Source organism: Brevundimonas vesicularis (assembly GCF_044807075.1).
Taxonomy (GTDB): Bacteria; Pseudomonadota; Alphaproteobacteria; order Caulobacterales; family Caulobacteraceae; genus Brevundimonas; species Brevundimonas vesicularis_G.
In genome coordinates, this window is record NZ_CP085234.1 from 2,352,710 (window position 1) to 2,378,842 (window position 26,133).

26 protein-coding genes are annotated in these 26,133 nt (G+C 65.4%); 12 read left to right on the top strand and 14 right to left on the bottom strand.

The features are described from left to right. Nucleotides 1–135: 135 nt before the first annotated feature. The 3 genes from LG306_RS11820 (at nucleotide 136) to LG306_RS11830 (ending at nucleotide 1,968) form a co-directional block, all read left to right on the top strand. Nucleotides 136–786, top strand: coding sequence for an alpha/beta hydrolase (locus LG306_RS11820; protein ID WP_017504016.1), 651 nt, complete (start codon nucleotides 136–138; stop codon nucleotides 784–786). A 73-nt stretch (nucleotides 787–859) separates the two neighbouring features. Continuing rightward, complete coding sequence (locus LG306_RS11825; RefSeq protein WP_404414700.1) at nucleotides 860–1,672, top strand: transporter; 813 nt, start codon at nucleotides 860–862, stop codon at nucleotides 1,670–1,672. Nucleotides 1,673–1,692: 20 nt separating this feature from the next. Continuing rightward, the gene (locus LG306_RS11830) at nucleotides 1,693–1,968 is read left to right on the top strand and encodes a YdeI/OmpD-associated family protein (protein ID WP_404414703.1); all 276 of its coding nucleotides are present in this window, start codon (nucleotides 1,693–1,695) and stop codon (nucleotides 1,966–1,968) included. A 4-nt stretch (nucleotides 1,969–1,972) separates the two neighbouring features. Here LG306_RS11830 and ahpF read toward each other — a convergent pair whose 3' ends face one another. From ahpF to LG306_RS11850, 4 genes are all read right to left on the bottom strand, one after another. Next, a complete protein-coding gene (gene ahpF, locus LG306_RS11835) occupies nucleotides 1,973–3,562 on the bottom strand; it encodes an alkyl hydroperoxide reductase subunit F (protein ID WP_404414706.1) in 1,590 nt (529 codons plus the stop codon). A gap of 179 nt (nucleotides 3,563–3,741) precedes the next feature. Then, nucleotides 3,742–4,305 (bottom strand): alkyl hydroperoxide reductase subunit C, encoded by a 564-nt coding sequence (gene ahpC, locus LG306_RS11840; protein ID WP_017504020.1) that lies wholly within the window; start codon nucleotides 4,303–4,305, stop codon nucleotides 3,742–3,744. Nucleotides 4,306–4,412: 107 nt separating this feature from the next. Continuing rightward, a complete protein-coding gene (locus LG306_RS11845; protein ID WP_404414710.1) occupies nucleotides 4,413–5,615 on the bottom strand; it encodes an exo-beta-N-acetylmuramidase NamZ domain-containing protein in 1,203 nt (400 codons plus the stop codon). Beyond that, nucleotides 5,612–6,130 carry a DOMON-like domain-containing protein gene (locus tag LG306_RS11850; protein WP_404414713.1) on the bottom strand — a complete coding sequence of 173 codons (519 nt, stop codon included), beginning with the start codon at nucleotides 6,128–6,130 and terminating at the stop codon, nucleotides 5,612–5,614. Before LG306_RS11850 ends, LG306_RS11845 begins: the two co-directional genes overlap by 4 nt. Nucleotides 6,131–6,530: 400 nt before the next feature. Between LG306_RS11850 and tyrS the strand changes: the two genes are divergently transcribed. From tyrS to LG306_RS11870, 4 genes are all read left to right on the top strand, one after another. Then, nucleotides 6,531–7,784: a tyrosine--tRNA ligase gene (gene tyrS / locus LG306_RS11855; protein ID WP_404414716.1), complete on the top strand. Its 1,254-nt coding sequence runs from the start codon at nucleotides 6,531–6,533 to the stop codon at nucleotides 7,782–7,784. 72 nt (nucleotides 7,785–7,856) lie between these two features. Next, nucleotides 7,857–8,222, top strand: a complete 366-nt coding sequence (locus LG306_RS11860; protein WP_404414719.1) for a GIY-YIG nuclease family protein — start codon at nucleotides 7,857–7,859, stop codon at nucleotides 8,220–8,222. Beyond that, nucleotides 8,212–8,673 carry a peroxiredoxin gene (locus tag LG306_RS11865; RefSeq protein WP_404414722.1) on the top strand — a complete coding sequence of 154 codons (462 nt, stop codon included), beginning with the start codon at nucleotides 8,212–8,214 and terminating at the stop codon, nucleotides 8,671–8,673. The genes LG306_RS11860 and LG306_RS11865 overlap by 11 nt, the downstream gene beginning before the upstream one ends. A 114-nt stretch (nucleotides 8,674–8,787) precedes the next feature. Beyond that, on the top strand, nucleotides 8,788–9,333 hold the full coding sequence (locus LG306_RS11870; RefSeq protein ID WP_404414725.1) for a polymer-forming cytoskeletal protein: 546 nt from the start codon (nucleotides 8,788–8,790) through the stop codon (nucleotides 9,331–9,333). Nucleotides 9,334–9,485: 152 nt separating this feature from the next. Here the strand turns inward: LG306_RS11870 and prfB are convergent. Beyond that, nucleotides 9,486–10,608, bottom strand: a protein-coding gene (gene prfB / locus LG306_RS11875; protein WP_404414728.1) for a peptide chain release factor 2 whose coding sequence is annotated in 2 segments (ribosomal slippage) — nucleotides 9,486–10,538 and nucleotides 10,540–10,608 — 1,122 coding nt in all. Because the reading frame shifts where the segments join, the coding sequence is not laid out codon by codon here. A gap of 119 nt (nucleotides 10,609–10,727) precedes the next feature. Then, on the bottom strand, nucleotides 10,728–13,142 hold the full coding sequence (locus LG306_RS11880; protein WP_404414730.1) for a penicillin-binding protein 1A: 2,415 nt from the start codon (nucleotides 13,140–13,142) through the stop codon (nucleotides 10,728–10,730). Between the two features lie 136 nt (nucleotides 13,143–13,278). On the opposite strand from LG306_RS11880, the gene LG306_RS11885 reads away from it, so the two are divergent. The 3 genes from LG306_RS11885 to LG306_RS11895 all read left to right on the top strand — a co-directional run bounded on the left by LG306_RS11885 (nucleotide 13,279) and on the right by LG306_RS11895 (nucleotide 16,606). Further along, nucleotides 13,279–13,707: an organic hydroperoxide resistance protein gene (locus LG306_RS11885; protein WP_039247361.1), complete on the top strand. Its 429-nt coding sequence runs from the start codon at nucleotides 13,279–13,281 to the stop codon at nucleotides 13,705–13,707. Nucleotides 13,708–13,766: 59 nt separating this feature from the next. After that, complete coding sequence (gene cobS / locus LG306_RS11890; RefSeq protein ID WP_055753459.1) at nucleotides 13,767–14,771, top strand: cobaltochelatase subunit CobS; 1,005 nt, start codon at nucleotides 13,767–13,769, stop codon at nucleotides 14,769–14,771. 71 nt (nucleotides 14,772–14,842) lie between these two features. Beyond that, nucleotides 14,843–16,606: a response regulator gene (locus LG306_RS11895; protein WP_404414734.1), complete on the top strand. Its 1,764-nt coding sequence runs from the start codon at nucleotides 14,843–14,845 to the stop codon at nucleotides 16,604–16,606. On the opposite strand, the gene LG306_RS11900 is transcribed toward LG306_RS11895, so the two are convergent. Then, a complete protein-coding gene (locus LG306_RS11900; protein WP_404414737.1) occupies nucleotides 16,603–16,959 on the bottom strand; it encodes a phage holin family protein in 357 nt (118 codons plus the stop codon). The genes LG306_RS11895 and LG306_RS11900 overlap by 4 nt on opposite strands. Nucleotides 16,960–17,067: 108 nt before the next feature. Between LG306_RS11900 and LG306_RS11905 the strand changes: the two genes are divergently transcribed. Continuing rightward, nucleotides 17,068–17,505: an HIT family protein gene (locus tag LG306_RS11905; protein ID WP_404414739.1), complete on the top strand. Its 438-nt coding sequence runs from the start codon at nucleotides 17,068–17,070 to the stop codon at nucleotides 17,503–17,505. Here the strand turns inward: LG306_RS11905 and LG306_RS11910 are convergent. The 7 genes from LG306_RS11910 to cyoA all read right to left on the bottom strand — a co-directional run bounded on the left by LG306_RS11910 (nucleotide 17,502) and on the right by cyoA (nucleotide 24,386). Beyond that, a complete protein-coding gene (locus LG306_RS11910) occupies nucleotides 17,502–18,038 on the bottom strand; it encodes a response regulator transcription factor (RefSeq protein WP_205680861.1) in 537 nt (178 codons plus the stop codon). The two genes, LG306_RS11905 and LG306_RS11910, sit on opposite strands and share 4 nt — an antisense overlap. After that, complete coding sequence (locus LG306_RS11915) at nucleotides 18,028–19,359, bottom strand: ATP-binding protein (RefSeq protein WP_404414743.1); 1,332 nt, start codon at nucleotides 19,357–19,359, stop codon at nucleotides 18,028–18,030. Before LG306_RS11915 ends, LG306_RS11910 begins: the two co-directional genes overlap by 11 nt. Continuing rightward, entirely contained in the window at nucleotides 19,356–20,054 is a 699-nt protein-coding gene (locus LG306_RS11920; protein WP_404414746.1) for an SURF1 family protein, read from the bottom strand. Before LG306_RS11920 ends, LG306_RS11915 begins: the two co-directional genes overlap by 4 nt. A 67-nt stretch (nucleotides 20,055–20,121) precedes the next feature. Next, nucleotides 20,122–20,517 carry a cytochrome o ubiquinol oxidase subunit IV gene (gene cyoD, locus LG306_RS11925; protein ID WP_295241733.1) on the bottom strand — a complete coding sequence of 132 codons (396 nt, stop codon included), beginning with the start codon at nucleotides 20,515–20,517 and terminating at the stop codon, nucleotides 20,122–20,124. After that, nucleotides 20,514–21,137 (bottom strand): cytochrome o ubiquinol oxidase subunit III, encoded by a 624-nt coding sequence (gene cyoC / locus LG306_RS11930; RefSeq protein WP_404414749.1) that lies wholly within the window; start codon nucleotides 21,135–21,137, stop codon nucleotides 20,514–20,516. Before cyoC ends, cyoD begins: the two co-directional genes overlap by 4 nt. Nucleotides 21,138–21,139: 2 nt before the next feature. Beyond that, nucleotides 21,140–23,143, bottom strand: coding sequence for a cytochrome o ubiquinol oxidase subunit I (gene cyoB, locus LG306_RS11935; protein ID WP_404414753.1), 2,004 nt, complete (start codon nucleotides 23,141–23,143; stop codon nucleotides 21,140–21,142). 13 nt (nucleotides 23,144–23,156) lie between these two features. After that, a complete protein-coding gene (gene cyoA, locus LG306_RS11940; RefSeq protein ID WP_404414756.1) occupies nucleotides 23,157–24,386 on the bottom strand; it encodes a ubiquinol oxidase subunit II in 1,230 nt (409 codons plus the stop codon). 210 nt (nucleotides 24,387–24,596) lie between these two features. Between cyoA and LG306_RS11945 the strand changes: the two genes are divergently transcribed. Continuing rightward, nucleotides 24,597–25,949, top strand: coding sequence for an MFS transporter (locus LG306_RS11945; protein WP_404414758.1), 1,353 nt, complete (start codon nucleotides 24,597–24,599; stop codon nucleotides 25,947–25,949). Nucleotides 25,950–26,133 lie beyond the last annotated feature (184 nt).

Below are 26,133 nucleotides of genomic sequence, written 5' to 3' on the forward strand. Positions count from 1 at the left end.
CTTTTCGGGGCTCCTGTGCTAGAACCCGCGCCTTCGCAAAGGCGGCGCGCTTGCGGAGGGACTTAGAAAGTCCCACCTCCGCGGTCAAGTATTACGCACTCGCGAAATGACAGTTGAACGGATTCCAGAGCCCCTATGCCTGAAGTCATCCTGCCCGGCGCCTCCGGTCGCATCGAAGGCCGCTATTCCCCGGGCAAGCGCCCGAACGCCCCGATCGCTCTGATCCTGCATCCGCACCCGAAGGCGGGCGGACATATGAACAACCCGGTCGCGGTCACCCTGCACCAGCTGTTCCAGCAGCGCGGCTTTGCGACCCTGCGCTACAACTCGCGCGGCGTCGGCAAGTCGCAGGGCGAGTTCGATTCGGGAATCGGCGAGCTGGCCGACGCGGCCACCGCCCTCGACTGGCTCCAGGCCAACAACCCCGGCGCCAGCCAGACCTGGGTCGCCGGCTATCAGTTCGGCGCCTACATCGGCATGCAGCTTCTGATGCGTCGCCCCGAAACGGACGGCTTCATCTCGGTCTCGCCGCCGTCGAACATGTATGACTTCAGCTTCCTGGCGCCCTGCCCGGCGTCCGGCCTGTTCCTGCACGGCACGGCCGACACCATCGTCCCGCCGGTCGAGGTCGAGCGTGTGGTCAACAAGCTGCGCACCCAAAAGGGCATCATCATCGACTACGAACTGGAAGAGGGCGCCAGCCACTTCTGGCAGGACCACATGAGCGCGGTCGAAACCCGCGTCGGCGCCTATCTGGACAAGCGTCTGGAAGAAAAGCCGGCCTGATATTCGGCTTGGCGTCACGGCTGATTAAGGCGCGGGCGGCATGATCGGGCGAGACATCGCTGCGAGATCCGCCATGCGCCCGCCCCTTCTGATCGCCTTGATCACCTGTCTGGCCTCGCCCACGGCGGTGGCGGCTCAGTCCGCGCCAGAGCGCGATTTCTGCGCCGATCGCCCCGGCAAGGGCACGCCTGCCTGCATCCTCGACAAGGGCCGCTGGCAGGTCGAACTCGGCCTGTTCGACGGCGCGCGTCAGACGGACGACGCCACACGGACCGACACCTGGGACGCCGGCGATTTGTTCGTGCGCTATGGCCTGACGGGCCTGACTGAGCTTCAACTCGGGCTCACGACCTGGAACCGCGAACGGATCCTCGACCGCGCGACCGGCGACCGTGATGTGGCTGAGGGCGTCGGCGATCTCAGTATCGGCCTGCGCCACTCGCTGAAGAACCCTGACGGCTCGGGCCTGTCCGTTGCGATTTCCGGCTTCATCACTGCGCCGACGGGTGCGCGCGATATTCGCGCCGACGGTTTCGAGGGCGGCGTCATCTTGCCGGTCTCCATCCCGCTGAACGACGACTGGAGCCTGAGCCTGTCGCCCGAGATCGACTGGGTCTCGGACGCGGACGGCGACGGCCGCCACGGCGTCTATACGATGGTCGCCGGCGTCGGACGCGGCTTCGGCCAATGGGACCTGGGCGCCGAGGTCTGGATCAGCCGCGACGATGATCCCGTCGCCCCGACCACGCCATCCACCTTCGACCTGACCGCCGTCTGGTCGCCCCCGTCCCTGCCCGACGCGCAGCTGGACTTCGGCCTCAACTTCGGCTTGAACGACGACAGTCCGGATGTGGAGTTCGGCGTCGGTCTTGCACGGCGCTTTTAAAACGCCGTTGCGGACCCGACGTGTCGCTGCGACAAATGGGCATGGCCGATGCGACCGACATCCCGGGCGGCGTGGTTCACGATTTGCCAGACGACCTACGCGCTTCGTTGGTCGCCGCTCCTGACGCACTCGCGACCTGGCACGACATCACGCCCCTGGCCCGCAACGAATGGATATGCTGGATCGAGTCCGCCAAGAAGTCGGACACCCGGCGCAAACGGCTGGATTGGGGCCGGACGAACTTGACCGACGGCAAGCGCCGCCCCTGCTGCTGGCCCGGCTGCCCTCACCGTTAAGCGATCACGCCGGTTCGACCACCGCCTCTTTCGCCGGTTCGGTACGGATCATGTAGTCGAAGGCCGACAGACCCGCCTTTGACCCCTCGCCCATAGCGATGACGATCTGCTTGTACGGCACGGTCGTCGCGTCGCCTGCCGCGAAGATGCCCGGCTGCGAGGTCTCGCCACGATGATCCACCTCGATCTCGCCGCGCGGGGTCAGGCCCACCGCGCCGTGCAGCCATTCGGTGTTCGGGACCAGACCGATCTGCACGAAGACGCCTTCCAGATCGACGTCGTGATGGGCGTCGGAGTTGCGGTCCTTGTAGGACAGGCCCGTCACCTTCTCGCCGTCGCCGTGCACCTGGGTCGTCAGAGCCGAAGTCACGATCCGCACGTTCGGCAGGGTCGCCAGCTTGCGCTGCAGCACCGCATCGGCCCGCAGTTCGCTGTCGTATTCGATCAGGGTCACGTGGGCCACGATGCCCGCCAGGTCGATGGCCGCCTCGACGCCGGAGTTGCCGCCGCCGATCACCGCCACCCGCTTGCCCTTGAACAGCGGCCCGTCGCAGTGTGGGCAATAGGCCACGCCCTTGTTCTTGTACTGGTCCTCGCCCGGCACGTTCATCTGGCGCCAGCGCGCGCCGGTCGACAGGATGACGGTCCGCGATTTCAGCGATGCGCCGTTCTCCAGCACCACCTCATGCAGGCCGCCTGGAACCTTGGCCGGGATCAGCTTGGCCGCCTTCTGCAGGTTCATCAGGTCCACTTCATACTCGCGGACGTGCTGCTCCAGATGGGCCGCCAGCTTGGGCCCTTCGGTGTAAGGGACCGAGACGAAGTTCTCGATCGCCATCGTGTCCAGCACCTGACCGCCGAAGCGTTCGGCGACGACGCCCGTGCGAATGCCCTTGCGCGCCGTATAGATGGCGGCCGCCGCCCCGGCCGGCCCGCCGCCGACCACCAGAACCTCGAACGGATCCTTGGACTTCAGACGCTCGGCCGCGCGGGCTTCGGCGCCGGAATCCAGCTTGGCGACGATCTGCTCCAGCTCCATCCGGCCTTGCCCGAACAGTTCGCCGTTCAGGAAGACCGTCGGCACGGCCATGATCTTGCGTTCCTCGACCTCGTCCTTGAACAGGCCGCCCTCGATGGCGACGTGTTTGATGCGCGGATTGATCACGCTCATCAGGTTCAGCGCCTGCACCACGTCCGGGCAGTTCTGGCACGACAGCGAGAAGTAGGTCTCGAACACATAGTCGCCGTCCAGGTCCCTGACCTGCTGGATCACCTCCTGCGCCGCCTTGGACGGATGGCCGCCGACGTGCAGCAGGGCCAGCACCAGCGACGTGAACTCGTGGCCCAGCGGAATGCCCGCGAATCGCACGCCGATGTCCGTGCCCTTGCGCCGGATCAGGAAGCTGGGCTGGCGTTCGTCGTCATAGTCGCGGCCCATCTCCACCTTGCCGTGCGAGACCGACACGATCTCCTCCAGCAGGGTCTTCAGCTCGATCGACTTGGGCCCCGCACCCAGCGAGGCGACCAGTTCTACGGGATGGACGATGTTCTTGAGGTAGGCTTCGAGCTGGGATTTCAGATTGGGGTCTAGCATCGGATGCTCCTCGGAATTCAATTAGTTGAGCGCCGCCCTCAAGCCGCTTCAGGCGAGGACAGGACGCAAAAAGGCCGCGGGGCTGGAAACGCTACGCACCCCGCGGCCTCTGCGAACGCCCGAAAGGATCGGGCGTCCAGGCCGGCGACATCGAAACGCCGCCGGCCGAACTTGGGGTCTTAGATCTTGCCGACGAGGTCGAGCGACGGGGCCAGGGTGGCTTCGCCTTCTTCCCACTTGGCCGGGCAGACTTCACCCGGGTGCGAGCGCACATACTGGGCGGCCTTGACCTTGCGCAGCAGTTCGGCGGCGTTGCGGCCGATGCCTTCCGACGTGGTCTCGGTGAACTGGATCACGCCGTCCGGATCGACCAGGAAGGTCGCGCGGTCGGCCAGGCCCACGCCCGGACGCATGGCGTCGAAGTTGTTGGTCACCAGGCCCGACGGATCGCCCAGCATCGTGTATTCGATCTTGCCGATCGCCGGCGACGAGTCGTGCCAGGCCTTGTGCGAGAAATGGGTGTCGGTCGACACCGAATAGATCTCGACGCCCAGCTTCTGGAACTCGGCGTAGTGGTCCGCGAGGTCTTCCAGTTCGGTCGGGCACACGAAGGTGAAGTCGGCCGGATAGAAGAAGAAGATCGCCCACTTGCCCGCGACGTCGGCGTCCGTGACCGTCAGGAATTTGCCGCCCTTATAGGCTTCGGCCGTAAAGGGTTTGATGGTCGTGTTGATGAGGGCCATGCGCAAAATCCAATGCAAGGTGGTTGGGAGGCCCTCTCCCTACCGCACCGCACCAAATAAGCCCAATCACTTATTTTCAGATGCGCAATAGATTTTGGTTATAGTCATCAATACAGCAGGAACGGCCGCCGGGCCTCTTCCCACGCCGCTTCGTCAGGCTGCGTCGCCGCATCCAGATCGCCTGGCCTCGCCGCCGCGTCGTCCACCCATTCCCGCAGCCCCGGTCCCCCATTGATCACGTCGATGGGCAGTTTCCCGAACGCATATTCATACGGAAAATCCCGCCACAGATCGTAGTCGGGATACAGCCGACGGATCGCCTTGAAGCCCAGGGCCTGAACCCGCCACGGCTTGAAGGCCGCATGGTCGTAGCGAGGGTGATCGACGTGGATCTGCACCCCGCTGCACAGCTTTCCGACGTGCTTATGGAAGGTCGGCTCGAACCACATGTCGCGCAAGATGCAGCCGCCAAGCCATTCCGGGGCCAAGGCCTGCATTTCCGCGATCACCGCCCGCGCATCGATGTCCGGCGCCCCGAACAGCTCCAGCGGGCGTGTCGTCCCCCGCCCTTCCGACAGGGTCGCCCCTTCCAGCATCACCGTGCCCGCATAGGCGCGCGCCATCGACAGGTTCGGCGCATTCGGGCTGGGATTGACCCATGACCGATCCAGCAGCGGCCAGCCGAAGCCCGGCCCCGCCTCGGGCGCCCAGCCCTGCATCTCCACCACCCGATAATCCACATCCAGCTTGAACTGGTCGATGAACCACAGGCCCAGTTCGCCCATCGTCATGCCGTGGCGCATCGGCATCGGCCCGGCCCCGACGAAGCTTTCCCAGCCGGGCTTCAGCGTCATCCCCTCAACCGGCCGCCCCGCCGGATTGGGCCGGTCCAGCACCCAGACCGACTTGCCGTGTTTCGCCGCCGCCTCCAGCACGTACAGAAGCGTCGTCACATAGGTGTAGATGCGGCAGCCCAGGTCCTGCAGATCGACCAGCAGCACGTCGAACTCGGCCATCCATTCGTCGCGCGGCCGCCGCACCTCGCCGTACAGGCTGAAGACGGAGAAGCCGTGGACCGGATCGCGATAATCCGGGCTCTCCATCATATTGTCCTGCAGATCGCCCTTCATCCCGTGCTGCGGACCAAAGGCGGCGGTCAGCCGGATTTCGGGACAGGCGGCCAGCGCGTCCACCGCATGGGTCAGATCCGTCGTCACCGACGCCGGATGCGCCAGCAAGGCCACGCGCCGTCCCTTCAGCTGCGCCCTCAGGGCGTCGTCGGACAAAAGGCGGTCGAGGCCGAAGTTCATGTCAGGTCCAGCGCGAACGAGTCGGGATGATGAAAGTCCGGCTTATCCGAAGGATGCGCCAGCGCCCAATAGCCGATCGCCCCGTCCATGCCCCGGATCACCGCCGCCAAGCCCGTCTTCAGGCCCGTCGCCCCGACCGCATCCTCCGGCAAGGCCACGTCCGCCGTCAGCACGAATTGTCCGGGCGCCGACCGCGTCACGATGAAGGGCGTGGGCATCTCCAAATCCCGCATCCCCTCGCGATAGCCGTCGAACCGATAGGCCGCCCACGCCCCCGACGGCGACAGATTGTATTCGAGATATCCGCCCGCCGTCCGCACGAAGGCCTCGAAACAGGTCGCCTGCCACAACCCATCCGTCCGCACCCGCGCCGCCGCCTCCGGCCGCCAAACCCCCTCCACCGGTCCGGCCAGCACATACTCCAGGCTCAGAACCCGCCCCGCCCGTCGCGCCTCGACCTCCAGCGTCAGTCCCGCCGGGCTGGATGTCGGGTGCGGGATCAGGGGCAGACGCATAGGACCTTCGTATCGCAGGCCGGCCGTGCGTCAAAGCCGCCGCCCTGATACTGAACACTGTGACTCTCAGGCGGACCAGTCAGCATAAATGCGCCAGCCATCGCATCTTCTCGGGATGTCGGCTGGCTTTACAACGCTCTATGGCCAAGCAGCGTCGTCCCACCCATTGCGCCTCGAAACGGCGCTAAAATGGGCGCGCCATGCCCAAAGCCGCTCCACATGAAATTGCACCACCTTGCATTTTGCACGCGTTTTGGCGTTGCCGTGCAATTTCGCGCCGATCGAGATTAGACGAATTAGACACTTTAGACGGTGTTTTTCATCCGCACCGTCTGAACAGCCGTCGCCGCCTCGACTAGGGGAAGACGACCCTCGTCATCCCTGCTAACCCAGCCTCACTATGACCGAACACGCCTTCAAATCCGATTTCCTCCGCACGCTCCAGGCGCGCGGCTACATCCATCAGATCACCCACCCCGTCGAATTGGACGAGGCGGCCGCTGCGGGCGTGGTGCCGGGCTATATCGGCTTCGACGCCACTGCGCCGTCATTGCACGTCGGCAGCCTGATCCAGATCATGATGCTGCGCCGGCTTCAGCAGGCGGGCGGCAAGCCCATCGTCCTGATGGGCGGCGGCACGACCAAGGTCGGCGACCCCACCGGCAAGGATGCGTCGCGTCCGCAACTGACCGAAGAGACGATCCAGTCGAACATCGACACCATCAAGACGGTCTTCGCCAAGTTCCTGACGTTCGGCGACGGACCGACCGATGCGGTCATGGTCAACAATGACGACTGGCTGTCCGGCTACGGTTACATCCAGTTCCTGAGGGATTTCGGCACCCACTTCACCGTCAACCGAATGCTGGCCTTCGACTCGGTCAAGCTGCGTCTGGAGCGTGAGCAGCCCATGACCTTCCTTGAGTTCAACTACATGCTGATGCAGTCGGTGGACTTTCTGGAGCTCAACCGCAGCCACAAGGTCACCCTGCAAATGGGCGGCTCGGACCAGTGGGGCAACATCACTTCGGGCGTGGATCTGGTGCGCCGCGTGGATCAAAAGGCCGCCTTCGGCCTGACCACGCCGCTGCTGACCACGGCATCCGGCGGCAAGATGGGCAAGACCGCTCAGGGCGCCATCTGGCTGAACGCCGAACAACTCAGCCCCTACGACTACTGGCAGTTCTGGCGTAACGCCGAGGACGCCGACGTCGGCCGCTTCATGCGCCTGTTCACGGACCTGAGCCTGGAACAGATCGCGGAATACGAAGCGTTGGAAGGCGCGGCCATCAACGACGCCAAGAAGGCCCTCGCCGACGCCGCGACCACGCTCCTGCATGGCGCGGACGAGGCCGCAAAGGCGCGCGCCGCCGCCGAAAGCAACTTCGAGAAGGGCCAGTTGTCCGCCGACCTGCCGGCCGTCGAACTGCCGTCGGCCGAGGTTTACGGGGCCATGATCGCCGCCGTCGTGACGAAGGCCGGCCTGACGGCGTCCAACGGCGAGGCCCGCCGCCTGGCCCAGGGCGGCGGCCTGCGTTTAAACGATGCCGCAGTGTCCGACGGCGCCCAACTACTGACCGAAGCCGACCTGAAGGACGGCGTCATCAAACTGGCGGCCGGCAAGAAGAAGATCGTTCTGGTGAGGACCGTCTAACCCTCTCAATTCCACCAGATTTCCTATTTCCGCTCATCCCCGCGAAAGCGGGGACCCAGACGATGTCAAAGCATGGCTTTCTTCACCTACATCGTCGCAAGCCGCCGAAATGGAACGCTCTATACAGGTTCGACCGATGACCTGATCCAGCGTATCGCGCAGCACAGGAACAAGACCTTCGCCGGCTTTACCGCCCAGTATGACGTGAATCTGCTGGTCTGGTTCGAAGTCCACGAAACGCGTGAGGCCGCATTCCGCCGGGAACGGCAGATCAAGAAATGGAACCGAGACTGGAAGCTTCAAATGATCGAAAAGGGAAATCCGAACTGGCTCGATCTGTATGATGACTTTCGCCTTGGCGGCCTGAAGGACGCCAAGGACTGGGTCCCCGCCTTCGCGGGGATGAGCGGAACGAGTGAGACACCCGATGATCAGTGAAGGCCAACCCGCCCCCGCCCTCGACCTGCCCACCGACGGCGGCGGCCGCATCTCCCTCGCCGCCCTGAAGGGCCAGCCTGCCGTCGTCTATTTCTATCCGAAGGACGACACGACCGGCTGCACCCGCGAGGCCCAGGACTTCACCGCCCTGGCCGCCGACTTCGCCGCCCTGGGCGCGACCGTCATCGGCGTGTCGAAAGACACGGTGAAGAAGCACGACAGGTTCAAGGCCAAATACGACCTCGCCGTCGTCCTGGCCTCGGACGAGGACGGCGCCGCCTGCGAGGCCTGGGGCGTCTGGGTGCAGAAGAAGCTCTACGGCCGCGAATATATGGGCATCGAGCGGGCCACCTTCCTGATCGACGCCGAGGGCCGCGTCGCCAAGGCCTGGCGCAATGTGAAGGTCGCCGACCACGCCGCCGCCGTGCTGGAGGCCGCCAGGGCCCTGTGATCAGCGAGCGCCGTTCGGAAGCGATGCTTGACCTTAGCCCCTCCTCCACGGCCTAGTGGGCGTCGGGGCTAATAGGGGCTTGGCCGGCCTTGGCTGGCAGATGCGGAGCGCACCATGTTCACCAAGAGCAAATCCTACGACAGCGGATCGAACGGCCTGGGCATCCCCCCGGCGCCCGAACCAACCACGCCCACGCCGACGGCCGCGAGCACGCCGTCCCTGCCGGCAACGACGCCTGCGCCGCGCGCGCCCGAACCGGCCCGTCCGGCGGCCCGGTCCAGCAACCTGTCGACCCTGTCGGCCGGCGTGAAATACGAAGGCAACATCTCCGGCGCCGGCGAGCTTCAGGTCGACGGCTCGCTGAAGGGCGACGTCCGCGTCTCGCGCGTCGTGATCGGCGAAGGCGGCTCGGTCGAGGGCACGGTCCATGCCGACGTTCTTGACGTGCGCGGCCGAATCTCGGGAGCCATCGTCGCGAAGCAGGTCAAGCTTCACGCCACCGCCCGCGTCGAGGGCGACATCACCCAAGAACAGCTCGCCATCGACCAGGGTGCCTGGTTCCAGGGCCGCTGCAATCAGGCCAAGCGCGACACCCCCGGCGCCGCCATGCTGGAAGCCCCCGCGCCGAAGGCCGACAAGGCGGACAAGACCGCCGCCTGACCAAGGCGCATTCGTCATTCCGGGTCGTCCAAAGGACGAACCCGGAACCCAGGGGATCGTCTCGATCGCTTGATGCGATTGAAGTTGCGACGCCCCCCTGCTTTCCGGGTTCTTCGCTGCGCTCAGCCCCGGAATGACGATGGAACTTGGCTCTAGTCCACGCTCGATCCGCGGGTCTCGCCGACCCGCTGGGCCAGGGCCGCGCCCATGAAGGCGTCGAGGTCGCCATCCAGCACCCCCTGGGTGTCCGAGGTTTCAACCTCGGTCCGCAGGTCCTTCACCATCTGATAGGGCTGCAGGACATAGGAGCGGATCTGGTGCCCCCACCCGATGTCCGTCTTGGCGTCGGCCAGCGCCTGAGCCGCCGCCTCACGCTTCTGCAGTTCCAGCTCGTACAGGCGCGCGCGCAGCATCTTCCACGCCATCTCGCGGTTCTGGTGCTGCGAGCGGCCGGCCTGGCAGGCCACGACGGTGTTCGTCGGGGTGTGCGTCAGGCGCACGGCCGAGTCGGTCTTGTTGATGTGCTGACCGCCCGCACCAGAGGCGCGATAGGTGTCGGTGCGCACGTCCGAGGGGTTGATGTCGATCTCGATCGCGTCGTCCACGACCGGCGACACCCCGATGGAGGCAAAGCTGGTGTGGCGCTTGGCCGCCGCGTCATAAGGGCTGATGCGGACCAGGCGGTGCACGCCCGATTCCGACTTCAGCCAGCCATAGGCGTTGGGCCCTTCGATCAGGATGGTGGCCGACTTGACCCCCGCCTGTTCGCCCTCTTCGTGGGCTTCGATCGTGACCTCGTAACCGTGCGCCTTGGCCCAGCGCGAATACATCCGCAGCAGCATGCCGGCCCAGTCGTTCGACTCGGTGCCGCCGGCGCCGGAGTTCACTTCCAGATAGGCGTCGTTGCCGTCAGCCTCGCCTGATAGCAGGGCCTCCAGCTCGGCGCGGGCGGCGCGTTCCTTGATGCCGCGCAGCGACGCGCGCGCATCTTCCAGCGCGCCCTCGTCGCCCTCTTCGTCCGCCATCTCGGCCAGCATCACCCCGTCTTCGAGGTCCTGCTCCATCGCCTTGACGGTGTTGATCTTGCCTTCCAGCTGCGAGCGTTCGCGGCTGACGGCCTGGGCCTCGTCGGGCTTGTCCCAAAGTGTCGGATCCTCGACCCGCGCATTCAGCTCATCGAGCTTCCTTAGAGCGACATCCCAGTCAAAGACGCCTCCTGAGCAGAGCGACGCTCTGCTCGATGTCGCCCTTCATGGCCTCGACATCCGGTCTCATCGCAATCTCCGCGACACAACGCCCTCAAGTCGCAAGGCCGGCAGGCCGCGCGATAGGGCAGGATTAATGGAAAACGGCGCGCCACGAGGACGCGCCGTTCGAAAGGCCTACCTAGAGCCTCAGTACAATCCGCTCAAGTCCTCGGCCGGCGCCTTCTTGGGCGGCGGCGGCGCGGTGGGTGCCGGCGACGAGGCCGGCGCGCCGGTGGCTGCCTCCTGCTCGCGGCGGATCACGTCATAGTAGTTCTGCGGTCCGACGGGCCGCGCGGGGCCTGTCGGGCGCGGCGGCGGGGCCTGGCGCTCGGTGCCGGGACGGAAGGCCTCCTCAATGCCATTGACGGTGCGGAAGATGGCGTTCTTGGGTCGCACGAACGGGCGAGCCGGCCTTTCCTTCAACGCCGTCTGCATGAACTCCGTGAAGACCGGCACGGCGGCCGAGGCGCCGGCCTCTCCGGATCCCAGCGAGCGGTTGTCGTCAAAGCCGATGAAGACGCCGACGACGATGTCGGTGGTGAAGCCCACGAACCAGGCCGAGCGATATTCGTTGGTCGTGCCGGTCTTGCCCGCGACCCACGGCCCCAGGCCGCGCGCGCTGGCGGCGGTGCCGCGCTGAACGACGCCTTCCAGCATGGAGCTCATCTGATAGGCGGTGATCGGGTCGATGACCTGGGTTCCGCGCTGCTGCAGGCGCGGCGACTCCTGGCCCGAGAAACCTCGCCCGCATTCGCGGCAACTGCGGTTGTCGGCGCGGAAAATGGTCTCGCCATCCCGGTCTTGGACGTAGTCGATCAGATAGGGCGTCACCCGCCGCCCGCCGTTGGCGAAGGCGGAATAGGCGGCCGTGATGTCAAAAGGCGTGACCTCGCCGGCGCCCAGCGAGACCGACAGGTTCGGCGTCATGCCGGGCAGCCCCATGCGATCCGCCTGCTCCACGATCTTCTTCATGCCCACTGACTGGGCCAGCCGCACCGTCATGACGTTGCGCGACAGCTCCAGCCCGCGCCGCAGCGTCTGCGGTCCATAGTATTGGCGGCTGTAGTTCTCTGGAGTCCAGCGCTGACCGTTCGGCCCGCCGGCGAAGCTGATCGGCGCATCCAGCACGATCGAGGCCGGGGTGAAGTCGCCTTCAAGCGCCGTGGCGTAAACGAACGGCTTGAACGCCGAGCCCGGCTGGCGCTTGGCCTGGGTCGCCCGATTGAAGCTGGACAGCGCATAGGAATAACCGCCGACCATCGCCAGCACGCGGCCGGACTGCGGCTCTATGGCCACCAGGGCCCCGTTGACGCGCGGCACCTGCTTCAGGGCGAACTGCCCGCCCTGGGGCTCCACGAAGATCAGTTCGCCGCGTTTCAGCTGACGATTGGCGTTGGCCCAGGCCGCGTCCGACGCCAGCAGCGTGCCGGACTTGTCGTCACGGGCGGTGCGGACGCGGACCGTGTTGCCGCTGACGCTTTCGATGGCGGCGGCCTGCCAGCTGCGGCGCTCGGGCGGCGCCTGTTCCTTCAGCGCGACCGCCTGCCAGCCGTCGGCGAAGTCGGTCGTGCCCCAGCCGCCGCGCCAGCCGTGACGACGGTCGTAGTTCTCGAGCCCCTGCATCAGGGCCCGACGCGCCGCCGTCTGCAGCGTCGGGTCCAGGGTCGTGCGCATGTAGAAGCCGCCGGCGCGCAGCTGCTCGCCGAACTGCGGGTTGGCTGCGGCCTGGCGCCGCGCCTCCTCGACGAAGAAGTCGGCGTCCTTGTAATTCGACCGTTGCGGCGCATCGCGCGTGACCAGAGGCTTCGCGCGGGCCTGGACCAGTTGCTCAGGCGTCAGCCAGCCGCTCTGCTCCATTTCGCCCAGCACCCAGTCACGACGGCCTTTGGCCGCCCCGGGGTGACGCTTGGGGTGATAGTTGTTCGGCCCCTTGGGCAGGGACGCCAGGAAGGCGGCTTCGTCGGGCGTCAGCTGCGCCAGCGACTTGCCGAAGTAGTTGTAGGCCGCCGAAGCGATGCCGAACGAGCGATAGCCCAGGAAGATCTCGTTCAGATACAGTTCGAGGATCTGCTCCTTAGACAGGGTCGCCTCCAGGCGATTGGCCAGGATGGCTTCCTTCAGCTTGCGGTTCAGGCTGGATTCGTTGGTCAGCAGGACGTTCTTAGCCACCTGCTGGGTGATGGTCGAACCGCCTTCCAATCGACGTCCCGACGCCAGATTGAAGACGTTCTTCAGCGACGCGCGGCCGATGCCGCCCACGTCGATGCCGCCATGCTGGAAGAAGTTGCGATCTTCGGCCGCCAGGAAGGCGTGGATCACCGGCTGAGGGATCTGGTCGTAGGAGACATAGATTCGGCGCTCGTCCGAAAACTCGCCGATCAGGGTGCCGTCGCCGGCATAGACGCGCGTCGCGGTCGGCGGGCGATAGTCCGCCAGCTCCGAGGCATCGGGCAAGTCGTGGAACAGCCACGCCGCATAGACGGCGACGACCAACCCCGCCAGGGCGATGCCGCCCAGCAGAACCATGCCCGCCCACACGAACCAGCGTTCGGCAATCTTCACTGCGTACTCCGACGACGCGCCCCGAAAGGGTGCTTTAGCCCGCGTCGCCGGTCGATGGCTATAGCCGCGATGCAACGTCTCCTCGGCGGCTGCCGTTAAGCTCCCATCCCAAGCATCCCAACCCAAGGAGTCTGCCATGGAAGTTCTGTATCGCGCCCAGTCGACGGCATCGGGCGGAGGCCGCGAAGACGGTCGTTCGGCCACCGATGACGGCAAGATCGACGTCAAACTGTCTACGCCAACCGAGATGGGCGGCAAGGGCGGCGACGGCACCAACCCCGAGCAGCTCTTCGCCACCGGATACGCCGCCTGCTACCTCGGCGCGCTGCGTCTGGTCAGCGGCAAGGCCGGCACGCCCGTCAGCCCCGACACTAAGGTCACCGCCGGCGTCGGCTTCGGCAAGAACACCAAGGGTGAAGGCTTCAACCTGGATGTCGACCTGACCGTGACCGACCACGGGCTGGACCAGGCCGTCATCGACGACCTGATCGAGAAGGCGCACCAGGTCTGCCCCTACTCCAACGCCACCCGCAACAACGTCGATGTTCGCCTGAGCGCGAAATAACCGACGCCAAGGGCCGCGCGCGTGTTGAGCCGCGCGCGCGGCGCCTCTAGATGAGGTCCATGACCTCCCCGCTCGACGCCTCCCCCGATCCCCTGCTGACGCTCGAACCGCACCGCCGCGTGACCCTGCGCGAAGCCTTCGGCGTGGACAGCGACATGACTGTGCCCGCCTTCGACGAGCGCGACAGCCATGTGCCCGAGATCGACGAGGCCTATCGCTTCGATCCCCAGACGACCATCGCCATCTGCGCCGGCTTCGCCTTCGACCGCCGCGTCATGGTCCAGGGCTATCACGGCACCGGCAAGTCGACCCACATCGAACAGGTCGCCGCCCGCCTGAACTGGCCGCTGGTGCGCGTGAACCTGGACAGCCACGTCAGCCGGATCGACCTGATCGGCAAGGACGCCATCGTCCTGAAGGACGGCAAGCAGATCACCGAGTTCCGCGAGGGCATCCTGCCCTGGTCGCTGCAACGCCCCATCGCCCTGGTCTTCGACGAATATGACGCCGGCCGGCCCGACGTGATGTTCGTGATCCAGCGCGTGCTGGAGGCCCAGGGTCGCCTGACCCTGCTGGACCAGAACCGCGTCATCCGCCCGAACCGCTATTTCCGCCTGTTCGCCACGACCAACACCATCGGCCTGGGCGACACCACGGGCCTGTATCACGGCGCCCAGCAGATCAATCAGGCTCAGTTGGACCGCTGGAACATCGTCACGACGCTCAACTACCTCGATCACGACGTCGAGGCCGAGATCGTCGCCGCCAAGGTGCCCGAGTGGAAGGACGCCGAGGGCCGCCGCCGCATCGCCGCCATGGTCCGCGTCGCCGACATGACCCGCAACGCCTTCATGAACGGCGACATCTCGACTGTCATGTCGCCCCGCACCGTCATCACTTGGGCCCAGAACGCCCAAATCTTTAACGACGACCTGGGCCTCAGCTTCCGCCTGACCTTCCTGAACAAGTGCGACGAGCTGGAACGCCCGACCATCGCCGAGTTCTACCAACGCGCCTTCGGCGAAGACCTGCCCGAGGCGGCGACGCGGGTGAAGGTGGGCTGACGACAAGCTCCGATTGAGAGCTCATTAAGCTTCACCCGCTATGGCCACGCTTGACGCGGGGCTTGGTGGCATTGGCTGACAGTACGGATTACCTAACGGCCTACGCTGGTCGCTACCGGGACATGTTCCCTGTGCGGCTGGCGACGATCGCCGCTATCGTGGCCTTGACGTTCTGGGTCATGGGATGGGGATGGGCCGCGGCTTTCGGCCTGTTTCAGTTCGGCCTCTATGTTCCTTTGTGGCAGGCCGTTCAGACAGCGCTGGCGCGGCCTGATGCACCCGCCGCAGCGCGTAGGTTCCGCCGGTCTGCCGAGATCGTCACCCTTTGTCTTGCCAGCCATAACGCCGTGTTCATTCTGGCCGCCTGGCAGGCTCAGCCTCAACACCTCGACTATCTCCGCCTGCTGCTGGCCGGCAACTTGATGGTCGGCGCCCATCAGGTGCACGTAAGCCGCGCAAGCTTTGTCGCTGCCGTTCTGCCGCCATCCATTGCCGCGATGGTGATCGCCTCGTACCAGGTCGGTTCGGATCCTCGCCTTCTAGGCGCAGTGGCGCTGTTCGTCGTCGGCGTCATTGCGGCGGCCTGGCGTCAATGGCGCAGCGACCGCGAGAGCATTGAGCTGATGAGCGCCTTGTCGGAGCGTTCGCGCGAGCTGCGAGCCGCCCTGGCCGAGGCCGAGGTGAACCGCTCCGCCGCCGAACGCGCGAACAAGGCCAAATCCCGCTTCCTGGCGATGATCAGCCACGAGGTCCGCACCCCGCTGAACGTCATCCTGGGCCTGACCGAGGTGCTGCGTGGTCGTCCACGTCCAGCGGCGGAAACCACCATCGTCACAGATATGGCGGATGCAGGGGGCATGTTGCTGCGGCTGTTGAATGGGGCTTTGGACATTTCCAAGATCGAGTCCGGACAGGCCGAGCTCCAACTCGCCCCGGTCGATCTCGCCGAACGGCTGGACGCCATCGCCCGTATCTGGCGCTCACGCGTGGAGGAACTGGGCCTGACGCTGGAGATCGAACGGCAGGGCGCGCCCGAACATTTTGTCGTCATGACCGACGAGGCCCGGGTGGAACAGGTGCTGATCAACTATCTGTCCAACGCTCTGAAGCTGACGTCACATGGCGCCATCCGCATTTTGGCCCGCGCACTTCCCGCCTCAGATGGGCGCATCGACCTGGATTTTGAGGTCCACGACCAAGGGCCAGGCGTGCCGGAGGATCAACGCGAGCGCATCTTTGAGCCCTTCGAACAACTCGCCGCCGGACGTGCGGCAGGCGGCTCCGGCCTGGGGTTGGCCCTGTGTCGCGCCAGCGTCGAAGCGCTGGGCGGGGCTCTTGGCGTTCGGTCCGCGCGGCCTGAAGAGGCTGTCTTCTGGTTCCGTTTCACCGCCGACTGCGCGACACCTGCAATCGATTCCTCGCCCGCTGCACCCGCGCAGAAACTGCCTGATCGGCGGCCTCGGATCCTCGCCGCCGAGGATCATCCCGCCAATCGCAAGCTTCTGACGCTACTGCTGGAACAATTTGGCGTCCAATTGACCCTTGTCGAGAATGGACGAGAGGCGGTCGCCGCCGTGCGCGATCAAACCTTTGACCTCGTGCTGATGGATGTGATGATGCCCGTAATGGACGGCGTGGAAGCCTTGGTCTCTATCCGCGCCGAAGAAGCCGCATCCGGCGGCCGTCGCACCCCGATACACATGTTGACGGCCAATGTGTTCGACGATGACGTTGCACGGTACAGGGCGGCCGGCGCTGATGGAGTGTTGAGAAAGCCCATCGAGATCGCCGCACTTCAGAGCGTCATCATGGGCGCCCTTTTGGCGGACGCCTAGCGCCGCGCCTCTTCGCCGCCGATGAAGGCGCCGGCGATCCAGCTGACGACGCCGGTGACGATGGCGGCGCCGATGCCGGCCCACAGGCCGTCGACCCGGAAGCCGTCCAGGAAGACCGAGGTCAGCCCGATCATGGCGGCGTTCACGACCAGCAGGAAAAGACCGAGCGTCACCACGGTGATCGGGAAGGTCAGCACGACCAGGATCGGCCGCACAAAGGCGTTGACTAGGCCCAGAATGACGGCCGCCGCGATCAGGGACCCGGTGCTGGTGAAATCGACGCCCGGCACGATCTGAGCGGACAGCCACAGACCCGCCATGGTGACCAGCGCCTGGATGATGAAACGGATCATGACGGCTCTCGTTACGTTCAAGCGTGACCATAATGCACGACGTGGACGAAAGCTCCCCCTTCGCGAACGGCGCTGCTATCGAAGGTCCGAACCGCACGGAGACCGCCCATGAGCCTGCACGGCGCCTATGACACCAACAACATCTTCGCCAAGATCCTGCGCGGCGACATTCCGTCGGTGAAGGTGTGGGAGGACGACCACGTCCTGGCCTTCATGGACGTGTTTCCCCAGTCGGAAGGCCACGTCCTGATCATCGCCAAACAGTCCCAGGCGCGTAATCTGCTGGAGATCGAGCCCGAGGTGCTGGCCCGCGTGACCGCCGCCCTGCAACGCACGGCCAAGGCGGTCGAGAAAGCGCTGAAGCCCGACGGCCTGTCGGTCCTGCAGTTCAATGGCGAGGCGGGCGGACAGACGGTCTTCCACCTGCATTTCCACATCGTGCCGCGTTGGGCCGATCGAGAGATGAAGGGTCACGGCCATGCGCCGATGGCGGATACCGCGACCTTACGGGCGCTGGCTGACCGGATCGCGGCCGAACTGGACTAGGTGACGCGGCGCTTTTCCAGCTTTCGCGCCAAGGTGCGGCGGTGCATGCCCAACCGCCGCGCCGCCTCCGAGATGTTGAAGTCGGTCTCCACCAGCGTCTCGTGGATCCGCTCCCACTCCAACGTCTTGATCGAGGTGGGGCGCGTGCCCAGCGGCGTCTCGGCGTCGCCGTCGGCCCGGCCGAAGGCGGCTTCGATGTCATCGGTGCTGGCGGGCTTGGCCAGATAGTGCCGGGCGCCCAGCTTGATCGCCTCGACCGCCGTAGCGATGCTGGCGAAGCCGGTCAGGACAACGATGTTCATCTCGGGGTCGAAGGCGTGCAAAGCCTCGACGCAGGTCAGGCCGGAATGCCCGCCCAGCTTCAGATCGACGACCGCATAGCCGGGGCGATGCGTCTTCAGCACCTCGGCCATCTGGTCGGGATTGGCGGCGGTGACGACCGTGTAGCCGCGTCGTTCGAACGAGCGTCGCAGGGTGGTCGAAAACGATTCGTCGTCCTCGACGATCAGCAGCAATCTGGCGTCATCGGTCATGCGCGGTCTCACCCGTCGGCGCCAACGCCGAAAGCGGCAGGGTCAGACGCACTTCTGCGCCGCCCGCCGCAGGATTGGAAGCCTCGACCCGACCGCCCAGCGACCGGATCACATTCATGAGCAGAAAGAGCCCAAGACCGGCGCCGGGCCTGGGCTTGGTGGAGTTGTAGGGCTTGCCCCAGGCCTGCAGGATCGCCGGCGGGAACCCTGGTCCGTCGTCACGGACCGCGATGCCGAAATCCTCGTCCGTGCGCGTCGTGGTCACGGTGATACGGCTCGCTCCGGCCTCGACCGCATTGTCGAACAGCACGCCCAGCACCTGACGCAGGGCCGGGTCGGCGATGATCGACGGGTTCTGGGCCAGTTCGTCGCGGATCTGCACCGCCACACCGTCGCCGTTCCAACTGGCCACCACATCAGCAACAAACGCCCGCAGAGTCGTGCGCTCAGGCGCCTGCCCCCTCGCCTCACCGGCCGACATCAGAATGCCGGTGACGATGGCCTTGCAGCGTTCGACCTCGGCCCGCATCACCGTCATGTCCTGGGCCAGGTCGGCGTCCTGGGTCAGGGCCGGCATCCGCTTCCAGTCGCTGAGGATCACCGACAGCGAAGCCAGCGGCGTTCCCAGCTCGTGCGCTGCGCCCGAAGCCAAGAGACCCATGCGGACGATGTGATCATGCTCGGCCGTCTGCTGGCGCAGGGCGGCCATGGAGGCGTCGCGCTCGCGCAGATTCTGGCTGATCCGGGTGACGAACAGCACCAGCAGCACGGCCATCAGCACGAAACAGATCAGACTGCCCTGAAGATAGAGGCTGAGCAGCGAATCCTCGCGCGCCGGCGGCAGGTTCAGCGGCCGGGAATGCAGGCCCAGCCCGGCGAAACACAGGCTGGTGACGGCGATCAGCGCCCAGGCATAGACCGGCGCCAGCAGCACCGCTCCAAGAACGACTTGCAGCAGATACAGCGCCACGAACGGATTGGCCGCGCCCCCGGTCAGGAACAGCAACCAGGTCAGGGCCGCCACATCCGCCAACAGGGCGATCATCAGCGCCTGATCCTCGACCTCCTGCGTGCGAACGGTCAACGGCGCGCTGACCAGATTGACCAGCACCAGACCCGCCGGCGCCGCCAGCAACCACAGCACGGGCAGCGGGATCCGCATCACATATTGAACCAGCAGGATCGTCGCCATCTGTCCGGCGACCGCCAGCCAGCGCAACTGGATCAGCAGCAGCATATTGCGGCGGTTGGCGCCGCCGTGGGTCGCGACCCCGCCTCTGAGCCCCAGGCCCAGCAGCCTCTGTACAGTTGTCGTCGTCACGACCTGTTGCGCCTGCCGTCGCGCAGGAACAGCCAAAGACCGACCAGGGTCAGCAGCGCCATGCCGAACCAAGTCAGTGCATAGACCAGATGGCTGTTGGCGAACCGGATCACCGTCAGCCCTCCGCGCGGCCATCCGCCTGGGTTCGGACTGGCGTCCGCATCAATGAAATAGGGCGCGATGGTCGCCAGGCCGCGCCGCGCCGCGATCGCCGCGACGTCGCGAGACCGCCAGCGATCACCGGCGGGATCATTGGCGCGCAGGAAGCCGCCCCTGGGCTCGGTGATCCGGAGCAGTCCCGTCACCGTCTGCGGCCCCTCGACCTGACCATCGGCGCGGACGGCCGGATCGCGTCGGCCAGCGGGCACAAAGCCGCGATTGATCAGGATGGTGAAGCCCCGGTCGTCAACCAGGGGTGTCATGACCCAGAAGCCGCCGCCGGCGTCGGTCACCGCCTGAACCAGGGTTTCCTTGTCGTGCAGGAATCGACCGCGAACCGTGACGCGGCGGTACTGATCCTTGTCGCGCGTCACGCCGGCCCACTGGGTCGGGCCAGGCGCCGGGACGGCGGCCGCGTGAACGCGCGCATCCACCTGGGCGATCAGATTGGTCTTCCAGGCCAGGCGCTGAACCTGCCACCCGCCCAGCGCCAGGAAGCCGACGAACAGCGCCAGGCCCGCGACCACGACCGCCATGCGGAAGGATCGCGAACGTCTGGCCTTGCCGCCGGCCGGGGCTGAGGACGGGTCCGTGATCTCGACCTCAGCCGCCCATCTGCGCCATGTCGTGCGTCATGGGCATCATGTTGGTGTTCAGGTGGTACATGACCCACAGCGAACCCGACAGGGCGATGACCACCACGATGATGGTGAAGATCAGCGCCAGCATGATCCAGCCGCCCTCGGACTTGGAGTTCATGTGCAGGAAGAAGATCATGTGCACCACGATCTGCACCACGGCGAAGCCCATGACGATCAGGGCCGTCGCCTGGGTCGGCAGGACGTCCGTCATGACCAGGGCGAACGGGATAGCCGTCAGGATCACCGACAGCACGAAGCCGATCATATAGCTCTTGAAGGAGCCGTGATTGTGCCCCTCGTGACCCAGGTGGTCGGTCTCATGAGACTCAGGGCTGTGGTCGTTCTTGTCGGCGCTCATCGCAGCATGCCCAGCAGATAGACGAAGGTGAAGACGCCGATCCAGATGACGTCAAGGAAGTGCCAGAACATCGACAGGCACATCAGGCGGCGTTTGTTGGCGGGGATCAGGCCCTTCATGCTGACCTGAACCATCAGCGTCACCAGCCAGATGATGCCGAAGGTGACGTGCAGACCGTGGGTGCCCACCAGGGTGAAGAAGGCCGACAGGAAGGCGCTGCGTTGCGGCGTCGCCCCCTCATGGATCAGGTGCGCGAACTCGTAGAGTTCGATCCCCAGGAAGGCCAGGCCGAACAGGCCGGTGATCGCCAGCCAGACCAGCGTCTGTCGCTGGTTGTTCCGATCCATCGCCAGCATGGCGAAGCCGTAGGTGATCGAGGAGAACAGCAGCATGGCGGTGTTGATCGCCACCAGCTCCAAGTCGAACAGCTGCTGCGGTCCCGGCCCGGCGGCGTAGTTACCGCCCAGCACGCCGAACACGGCGAACAGCATCGCAAAGATGAGGCAGTCGCTCATTAGATAGAGCCAGAAGCCCAGCATGGTGCTGGAGCCTTCCTCGTGGTGCGGCTCCTCTTCCAGGTGGAAGACGGTCCGGTCGATCTCGGTCGCAGTCGCGCTCATGATCAGGCCTCCGTTCCGGCCAGGGCGCGGGTGCGCGCCTCTTCTGTCGTGCGGACCTCATCCTCGGGGATGTAGTAGTCGCGCTTGTAGTTGAAGGTATGGCCGATCGAGACGGCCAGCACCCCGATGAAGCTGATGGCGGCCAGCCACCAGATGTACCAGATCAAGGCCAGACCCATCACCAGGCACAGGCCCGAGATGATGATCCCCGCCCCGGTGTTCGAGGGCATGTGGATCGCCTTGTAGCCGCTCAGCGGACGCTGATAACCCTGCTTCTTCATGTCCCACCAGGCGTCGGCGTCATGGACGTAGGGCGTGGCGGCGAAGTTATAGGCCGGCGGCGGCGAGGAGGTCGCCCACTCCAGCGTGCGGCCGCCCCACGGGTCGCCCGTGGTGTCGCGCAGCTTGTCGCGGTTGATGATCGACACGGCGAACTGGATGAACATGGCCGCGATGCCCAGGGCGATGACGCCGGCGCCGATGGCGGCGATGACGAACCAGATCTGCAGCGAGGGATCGTCGAACACCCGCATCCGGCGTGTCACGCCCATCAGGCCCAGCACATACAACGGCAGGAAGGCCAGCCAGAAACCGGGCACCCAGCACCAGAAGCTGATCAGACCCCACGTCTTGTCCAGCTTGAAGCCGAAGGCCTTGGGCCACCAGAAGTTGATCGCCGCGAACAGGCCGAACAGAACGCCGCCAATGATGACGTTGTGGAAGTGGGCCACCAGGAACAGCGAGTTGTGCAGCACGAAGTCGGCCGGCGGCACCGCCAGCAGCACGCCCGTCATCCCGCCGATCACGAAGGTCAGCATGAAGGCGACCAGCCACATCATCGGCAGCTCGAACCGGATGCGCCCGCGGTACATCGTGAACAGCCAGTTGAAGATCTTGGCACCCGTCGGGATCGAGATGATCATCGTCGTGATGCCGAAGAAGCTGTTCACCGAGGCGCCCGAGCCCATGGTGAAGAAGTGGTGCAGCCAGACCAGGTAGGACAGGATCGTGATGACGACCGTGGCGTAGACCATGGAGGTATAGCCGAACAGCTTCTTGCCCGAGAAGGTCGAAGCGATCTCCGAGAAGACGCCGAACAGCGGCAGGATCAGGATGTAGACCTCGGGGTGACCCCAGATCCAGATCAGGTTCACGTACATCATCGGGTTGCCGCCGAAGTCGTTCGTGAAGAAGTTTGTGCCGACATAACGGTCCAGCGTCAGCAGGGCCAGGACGGCGGTCAGGACCGGGAAGGACGCCACGATCAGCACGTTCGTGCACAGCGAGGTCCAGGTGAAGACCGGCATCTTCATCATGCCCATGCCGGGCGCGCGCATTTTCACGATGGTCGCGATCAGGTTGATGCCGGACAGCGTTGTCCCGACCCCCGCGATCTGCAACGCCCATATGTAATAATCGACGCCGACGCCGGGGCTGTAACCGATGCCCGACAGCGGCGGGTAGGCTAGCCAGCCGGTGCGCGCGAACTCGCCCACGAACAGCGAGGCCATGACGATGATGGCGCCGGCCGTGGTCATCCAGAAGCTGAAGTTGTTCAGGAAGGGGAAGGAAACGTCGCGCGCGCCGATCTGCAGCGGCACGACGTAGTTCATGATGCCCGTCACCAGCGGCATGGCCACGAAGAAGATCATGATCACGCCGTGGGCGGTGAAGATCTGATCATAGTGGTGCGCGTTCAGATAACCCTCGGACCCGCCGAAGGCCATCGCCTGTTGCAGGCGCATCATGATGGCGTCGGCGAAGCCGCGCACGAACATGATCAGACCCAGGATCATGTACATGATCCCGATCTTCTTGTGGTCCACCGTGGTGAACCATTCCTTCCAGAGATAGCCCCATAGCTTGAAATAGGTCAGGGCGCCGAACAGGGCGAGACCGCCCAGCAGCACGACCGACATGGTCACGACCAGGATCGGCTCGTGCAACGGCAGAGCCTCAAGCGTGAGGCGCCCGAAGATTAGCGGAATGAGTTGATCAGCGTTCATCGACTGTGTTCGCTCAGGCGTTGGGGGCGGAACGGACGTCGGTCGGAACCGGCCCAGTGGCGAAGGGATTGCGGGCCAGCGTCGTCAGCGAGGCCATCGGAGTTTGACCGGGCGACAACCCCTGCCCGGTCAGGCGCTCCAGGCTGGTCGGTCCGGCGACCGTATCCAGCTCGGCGCGGCGCATGCGGTCGGCCGCGGCGGCCTCGGCCTGCAGCGGGGTGCAGATCGTCATGACGTAGCTGTCGTTCGAGCCGAAGTAGGCGGGCGATTTTCCGCGACCGGCGTATTTGTCATAGACCAGCGGCATGGTGTTGCGCACCGACGCCATGGACAGGCCGCCCTGTTTGTCGATGGCCATCATCTCGCCCATGCACATCTTGCCCGGCTCGACGCACATGTTGAGGATCGCGTCCCACAGCGCGCCGTCCACGGCGCCGAAGCGCATGACCGGCACCTTCTCGCTGGGCTTTTCCAGCTCCAGATAGCGATCGCGGTCCAGCGTCTGGCCGCCCTGGCGCACGCCGGCGATCCATTGGTCGAACCCGGACTGATCCAGACCGTGGAAAGCGAAGCGCATGTGCGAGAAGCCGTCGCCGGAATAGTTGGCCGAGAAGCCTTCGTATTCGCCCGGACGGTTGATGACGGCGTGCAGCTTCGTTTCCATGCCCGGCATGGCGTAGATCTGGCCGGCCAGGGCGGGAATGTAGAAGCTGTTCATCACCGAGGACGAGGTGATGTGGAAACGGATCGGACGGTCAACCGGCGCGGCCAGTTCATTGACCGTGGCGACGCCGTACTGCGGGTAGATGAACATCCACTTCCAGTCGAGCGCAACGACATTGACCTGCAACGGCTCGACGCTTTCCTCGACGGCCTGGCCCGGCTTGATCCGATCGATGGGACGATAGGGATCCAGCAGGTGCGTGCCGGCCCAGGTCAGGGCGCCGAGGCAGATGATGATCATCAGCGGCGCGGCCCAGATGACCAACTCCAAAGACGTGGAGTGATCCCAGTCGGGGCGGTAGTCGGCCTCGGCCTCCTTGTTCGACGCCCGATATTTCCAGGCGAAGAACACGATCAGCGCCATGACCGGCACGATGATGATCAGCATCAGCAGGGTCGAGATCATCAGCAGATCGCCCTGCTGGGACGCGACGTCGCCGGCAGGGTTCAGGACGACCAGATTGCAGGCCGACAGCAGGGCCACAAAGGGCGCGAGCAAAAGTAGGCGCAGACGGCGCAAGGCGGATCCAATCGAAAAGCGTCGGGCCAGGGGGAGGCGCCGCGACGGTTGGCGTTCGAACTGCGCCCGATAGTCAGCTTCAACCTGGAACGACATTGGACAATCTGTCCTATCCTCTTGAGGCCGCTTTCATCGCAAAGGCCGCGCGGTCATAATGCGGCGACCTGCCGTACGGCCGATAATTCAGTCTCACACGGAGCGACCAAGCCCATGTCCGCCTCGACGACCCCTTCGTCAGAGTCGCTGGAACGCGACGCCGCCGCCCTTCATACGGGCCATGGCAAGGTTGACGCCGGCGAGATCGCCATCGGCGTCATTATCGGCCGAACTTCCGAGTTTTTCGACTTCTTTGTTTACGCCATCGCCTCGGTGGTCGTTTTCCCGCAGTTGATCTTCCCTTATGCGGGCGCGGTGGGCGGCACCCTGCTCTCCTTCGCCGTCTTCGCCCTCGCCTTCCTGTTCCGTCCGCTGGGCACGGTCCTTTTCATCGCGATCGACCGCAAGTTCGGGCGCGGCGCCAAGCTGACGACCGCACTGCTGTTGCTCGGCACGTCCACCGTGTCGGTCGCCTTCATCCCCGGCTATGAAAGCATCGGCATGTGGGCGCCGGTGCTGCTGGGCCTGACCCGCATCGGCCAGGGCGTCGCGCTGGGCGGCACCTGGGATGGTCTGGCCTCGCTGCTCGCGCTGAACGCGCCCGAGAAGAAGCGCGGCTGGTACGCCATGATACCGCAGTTGGGCGCGCCCATCGGTCTGCTGGTGGCCTCTGCCCTGTTTGCCTTCTTCCTGAATACCTTGTCCGCGCCCGACTTCCTGGATTGGGGCTGGCGCTATCCGTTCTTCGTGGCCTTTGCGATCAACGTCGTGGCCCTGTTCGCGCGCCTGCGCATCGTGGTGACGCCGGCTTTCCAGACGCTGTTCGAGACGCGCGAGCTTCAGCCCACGCCCGTATCGCAGGCTCTGCGCGACGAAGGCCCCAAGATCGCCATCGGCGCTTTCGCGCCTCTGGCCAGCTTCGCCATGTTCCACATGGTCACCGTCTTCCCCCTGTCGTGGGTGTTCCTGTTCACCAAGGAAACGCCGGTCCGCTTCCTGCTGATCGAGATGGTGGGCGCCGTCTTCGGCCTGCTGGCCATCCTCGCCTCGGGCATTCTGGCCGACCGTTACGGCCGCCGCACCTTGCTGGCGATCACGGCCGCGGGCATCGCCGCCTTCTCGGGCTTTGCGCCGCAGCTGCTGAACGGCGGCCCGGTCGGCGAGCTGACCTTCATGATCTCCGGCTTCATTCTGCTGGGTCTGTCGTTCGGCCAGGCCTCGGGACCGGTGGCCTCCAGCTTCAGCCTGACCAACCGTTACACCTCGTCCGCCCTCACGTCGGACCTGGCCTGGCTGTTCGGCGCCGGCTTCGCGCCTTTGGCGGCCCTGTGGATCTCCAGCCAGTTCGGCCTGATCGCCGCCGGCGCCTATCTGCTGTCGGGCGCCATCTGCACTCTCGTGGCCCTGTGGCTGAACCGCGAACTGGCCCGCAGCTCCTCCGACAAGCACCGCGCCAAGGCTGTCTAAGCCGACGCGTCACCGCGGATCAAAAGACACGGCCCGCAGTCGCCTGCGGGCCGTGTTGCGTTGGAGCAGATCGTTCGGCCGGGGTGCGCGTTAGCAGACGGCCTGTTTGCCATGAGGCGGCGAAGTCAGCAGCGCTCAAAGCGACAAGACAGGTGACGTCCATAACCCAGCGCGTAAGCGGGTC

What these genes read in the sequence shown, in the direction of transcription:
- LG306_RS11820 (WP_017504016.1), top strand. Translation starts at nt 136, where the DNA reads ATGCCTGAAGTCATCCTGCCCGGCGCCTCCGGTCGCATCGAAGGCCGC.
- LG306_RS11825 (WP_404414700.1), top strand. Translation starts at nt 860, where the DNA reads ATGCGCCCGCCCCTTCTGATCGCCTTGATCACCTGTCTGGCCTCGCCC.
- ahpF (WP_404414706.1), bottom strand. Translation starts at nt 3,562, where the DNA reads ATGCTAGACCCCAATCTGAAATCCCAGCTCGAAGCCTACCTCAAGAAC.
- ahpC (WP_017504020.1), bottom strand. Translation starts at nt 4,305, where the DNA reads ATGGCCCTCATCAACACGACCATCAAACCCTTTACGGCCGAAGCCTAT.
- LG306_RS11845 (WP_404414710.1), bottom strand. Translation starts at nt 5,615, where the DNA reads ATGAACTTCGGCCTCGACCGCCTTTTGTCCGACGACGCCCTGAGGGCG.
- LG306_RS11850 (WP_404414713.1), bottom strand. Translation starts at nt 6,130, where the DNA reads ATGCGTCTGCCCCTGATCCCGCACCCGACATCCAGCCCGGCGGGACTG.
- tyrS (WP_404414716.1), top strand. Translation starts at nt 6,531, where the DNA reads ATGACCGAACACGCCTTCAAATCCGATTTCCTCCGCACGCTCCAGGCG.
- LG306_RS11860 (WP_404414719.1), top strand. Translation starts at nt 7,857, where the DNA reads ATGGCTTTCTTCACCTACATCGTCGCAAGCCGCCGAAATGGAACGCTC.
- LG306_RS11865 (WP_404414722.1), top strand. Translation starts at nt 8,212, where the DNA reads ATGATCAGTGAAGGCCAACCCGCCCCCGCCCTCGACCTGCCCACCGAC.
- LG306_RS11870 (WP_404414725.1), top strand. Translation starts at nt 8,788, where the DNA reads ATGTTCACCAAGAGCAAATCCTACGACAGCGGATCGAACGGCCTGGGC.
- LG306_RS11885 (WP_039247361.1), top strand. Translation starts at nt 13,279, where the DNA reads ATGGAAGTTCTGTATCGCGCCCAGTCGACGGCATCGGGCGGAGGCCGC.
- cobS (WP_055753459.1), top strand. Translation starts at nt 13,767, where the DNA reads ATGACCTCCCCGCTCGACGCCTCCCCCGATCCCCTGCTGACGCTCGAA.
- LG306_RS11900 (WP_404414737.1), bottom strand. Translation starts at nt 16,959, where the DNA reads ATGATCCGTTTCATCATCCAGGCGCTGGTCACCATGGCGGGTCTGTGG.
- LG306_RS11905 (WP_404414739.1), top strand. Translation starts at nt 17,068, where the DNA reads ATGAGCCTGCACGGCGCCTATGACACCAACAACATCTTCGCCAAGATC.
- LG306_RS11910 (WP_205680861.1), bottom strand. Translation starts at nt 18,038, where the DNA reads ATGACCGATGACGCCAGATTGCTGCTGATCGTCGAGGACGACGAATCG.
- LG306_RS11920 (WP_404414746.1), bottom strand. Translation starts at nt 20,054, where the DNA reads ATGGCGGTCGTGGTCGCGGGCCTGGCGCTGTTCGTCGGCTTCCTGGCG.
- cyoD (WP_295241733.1), bottom strand. Translation starts at nt 20,517, where the DNA reads ATGAGCGCCGACAAGAACGACCACAGCCCTGAGTCTCATGAGACCGAC.
- cyoC (WP_404414749.1), bottom strand. Translation starts at nt 21,137, where the DNA reads ATGAGCGCGACTGCGACCGAGATCGACCGGACCGTCTTCCACCTGGAA.
- cyoB (WP_404414753.1), bottom strand. Translation starts at nt 23,143, where the DNA reads ATGAACGCTGATCAACTCATTCCGCTAATCTTCGGGCGCCTCACGCTT.
- LG306_RS11945 (WP_404414758.1), top strand. Translation starts at nt 24,597, where the DNA reads ATGTCCGCCTCGACGACCCCTTCGTCAGAGTCGCTGGAACGCGACGCC.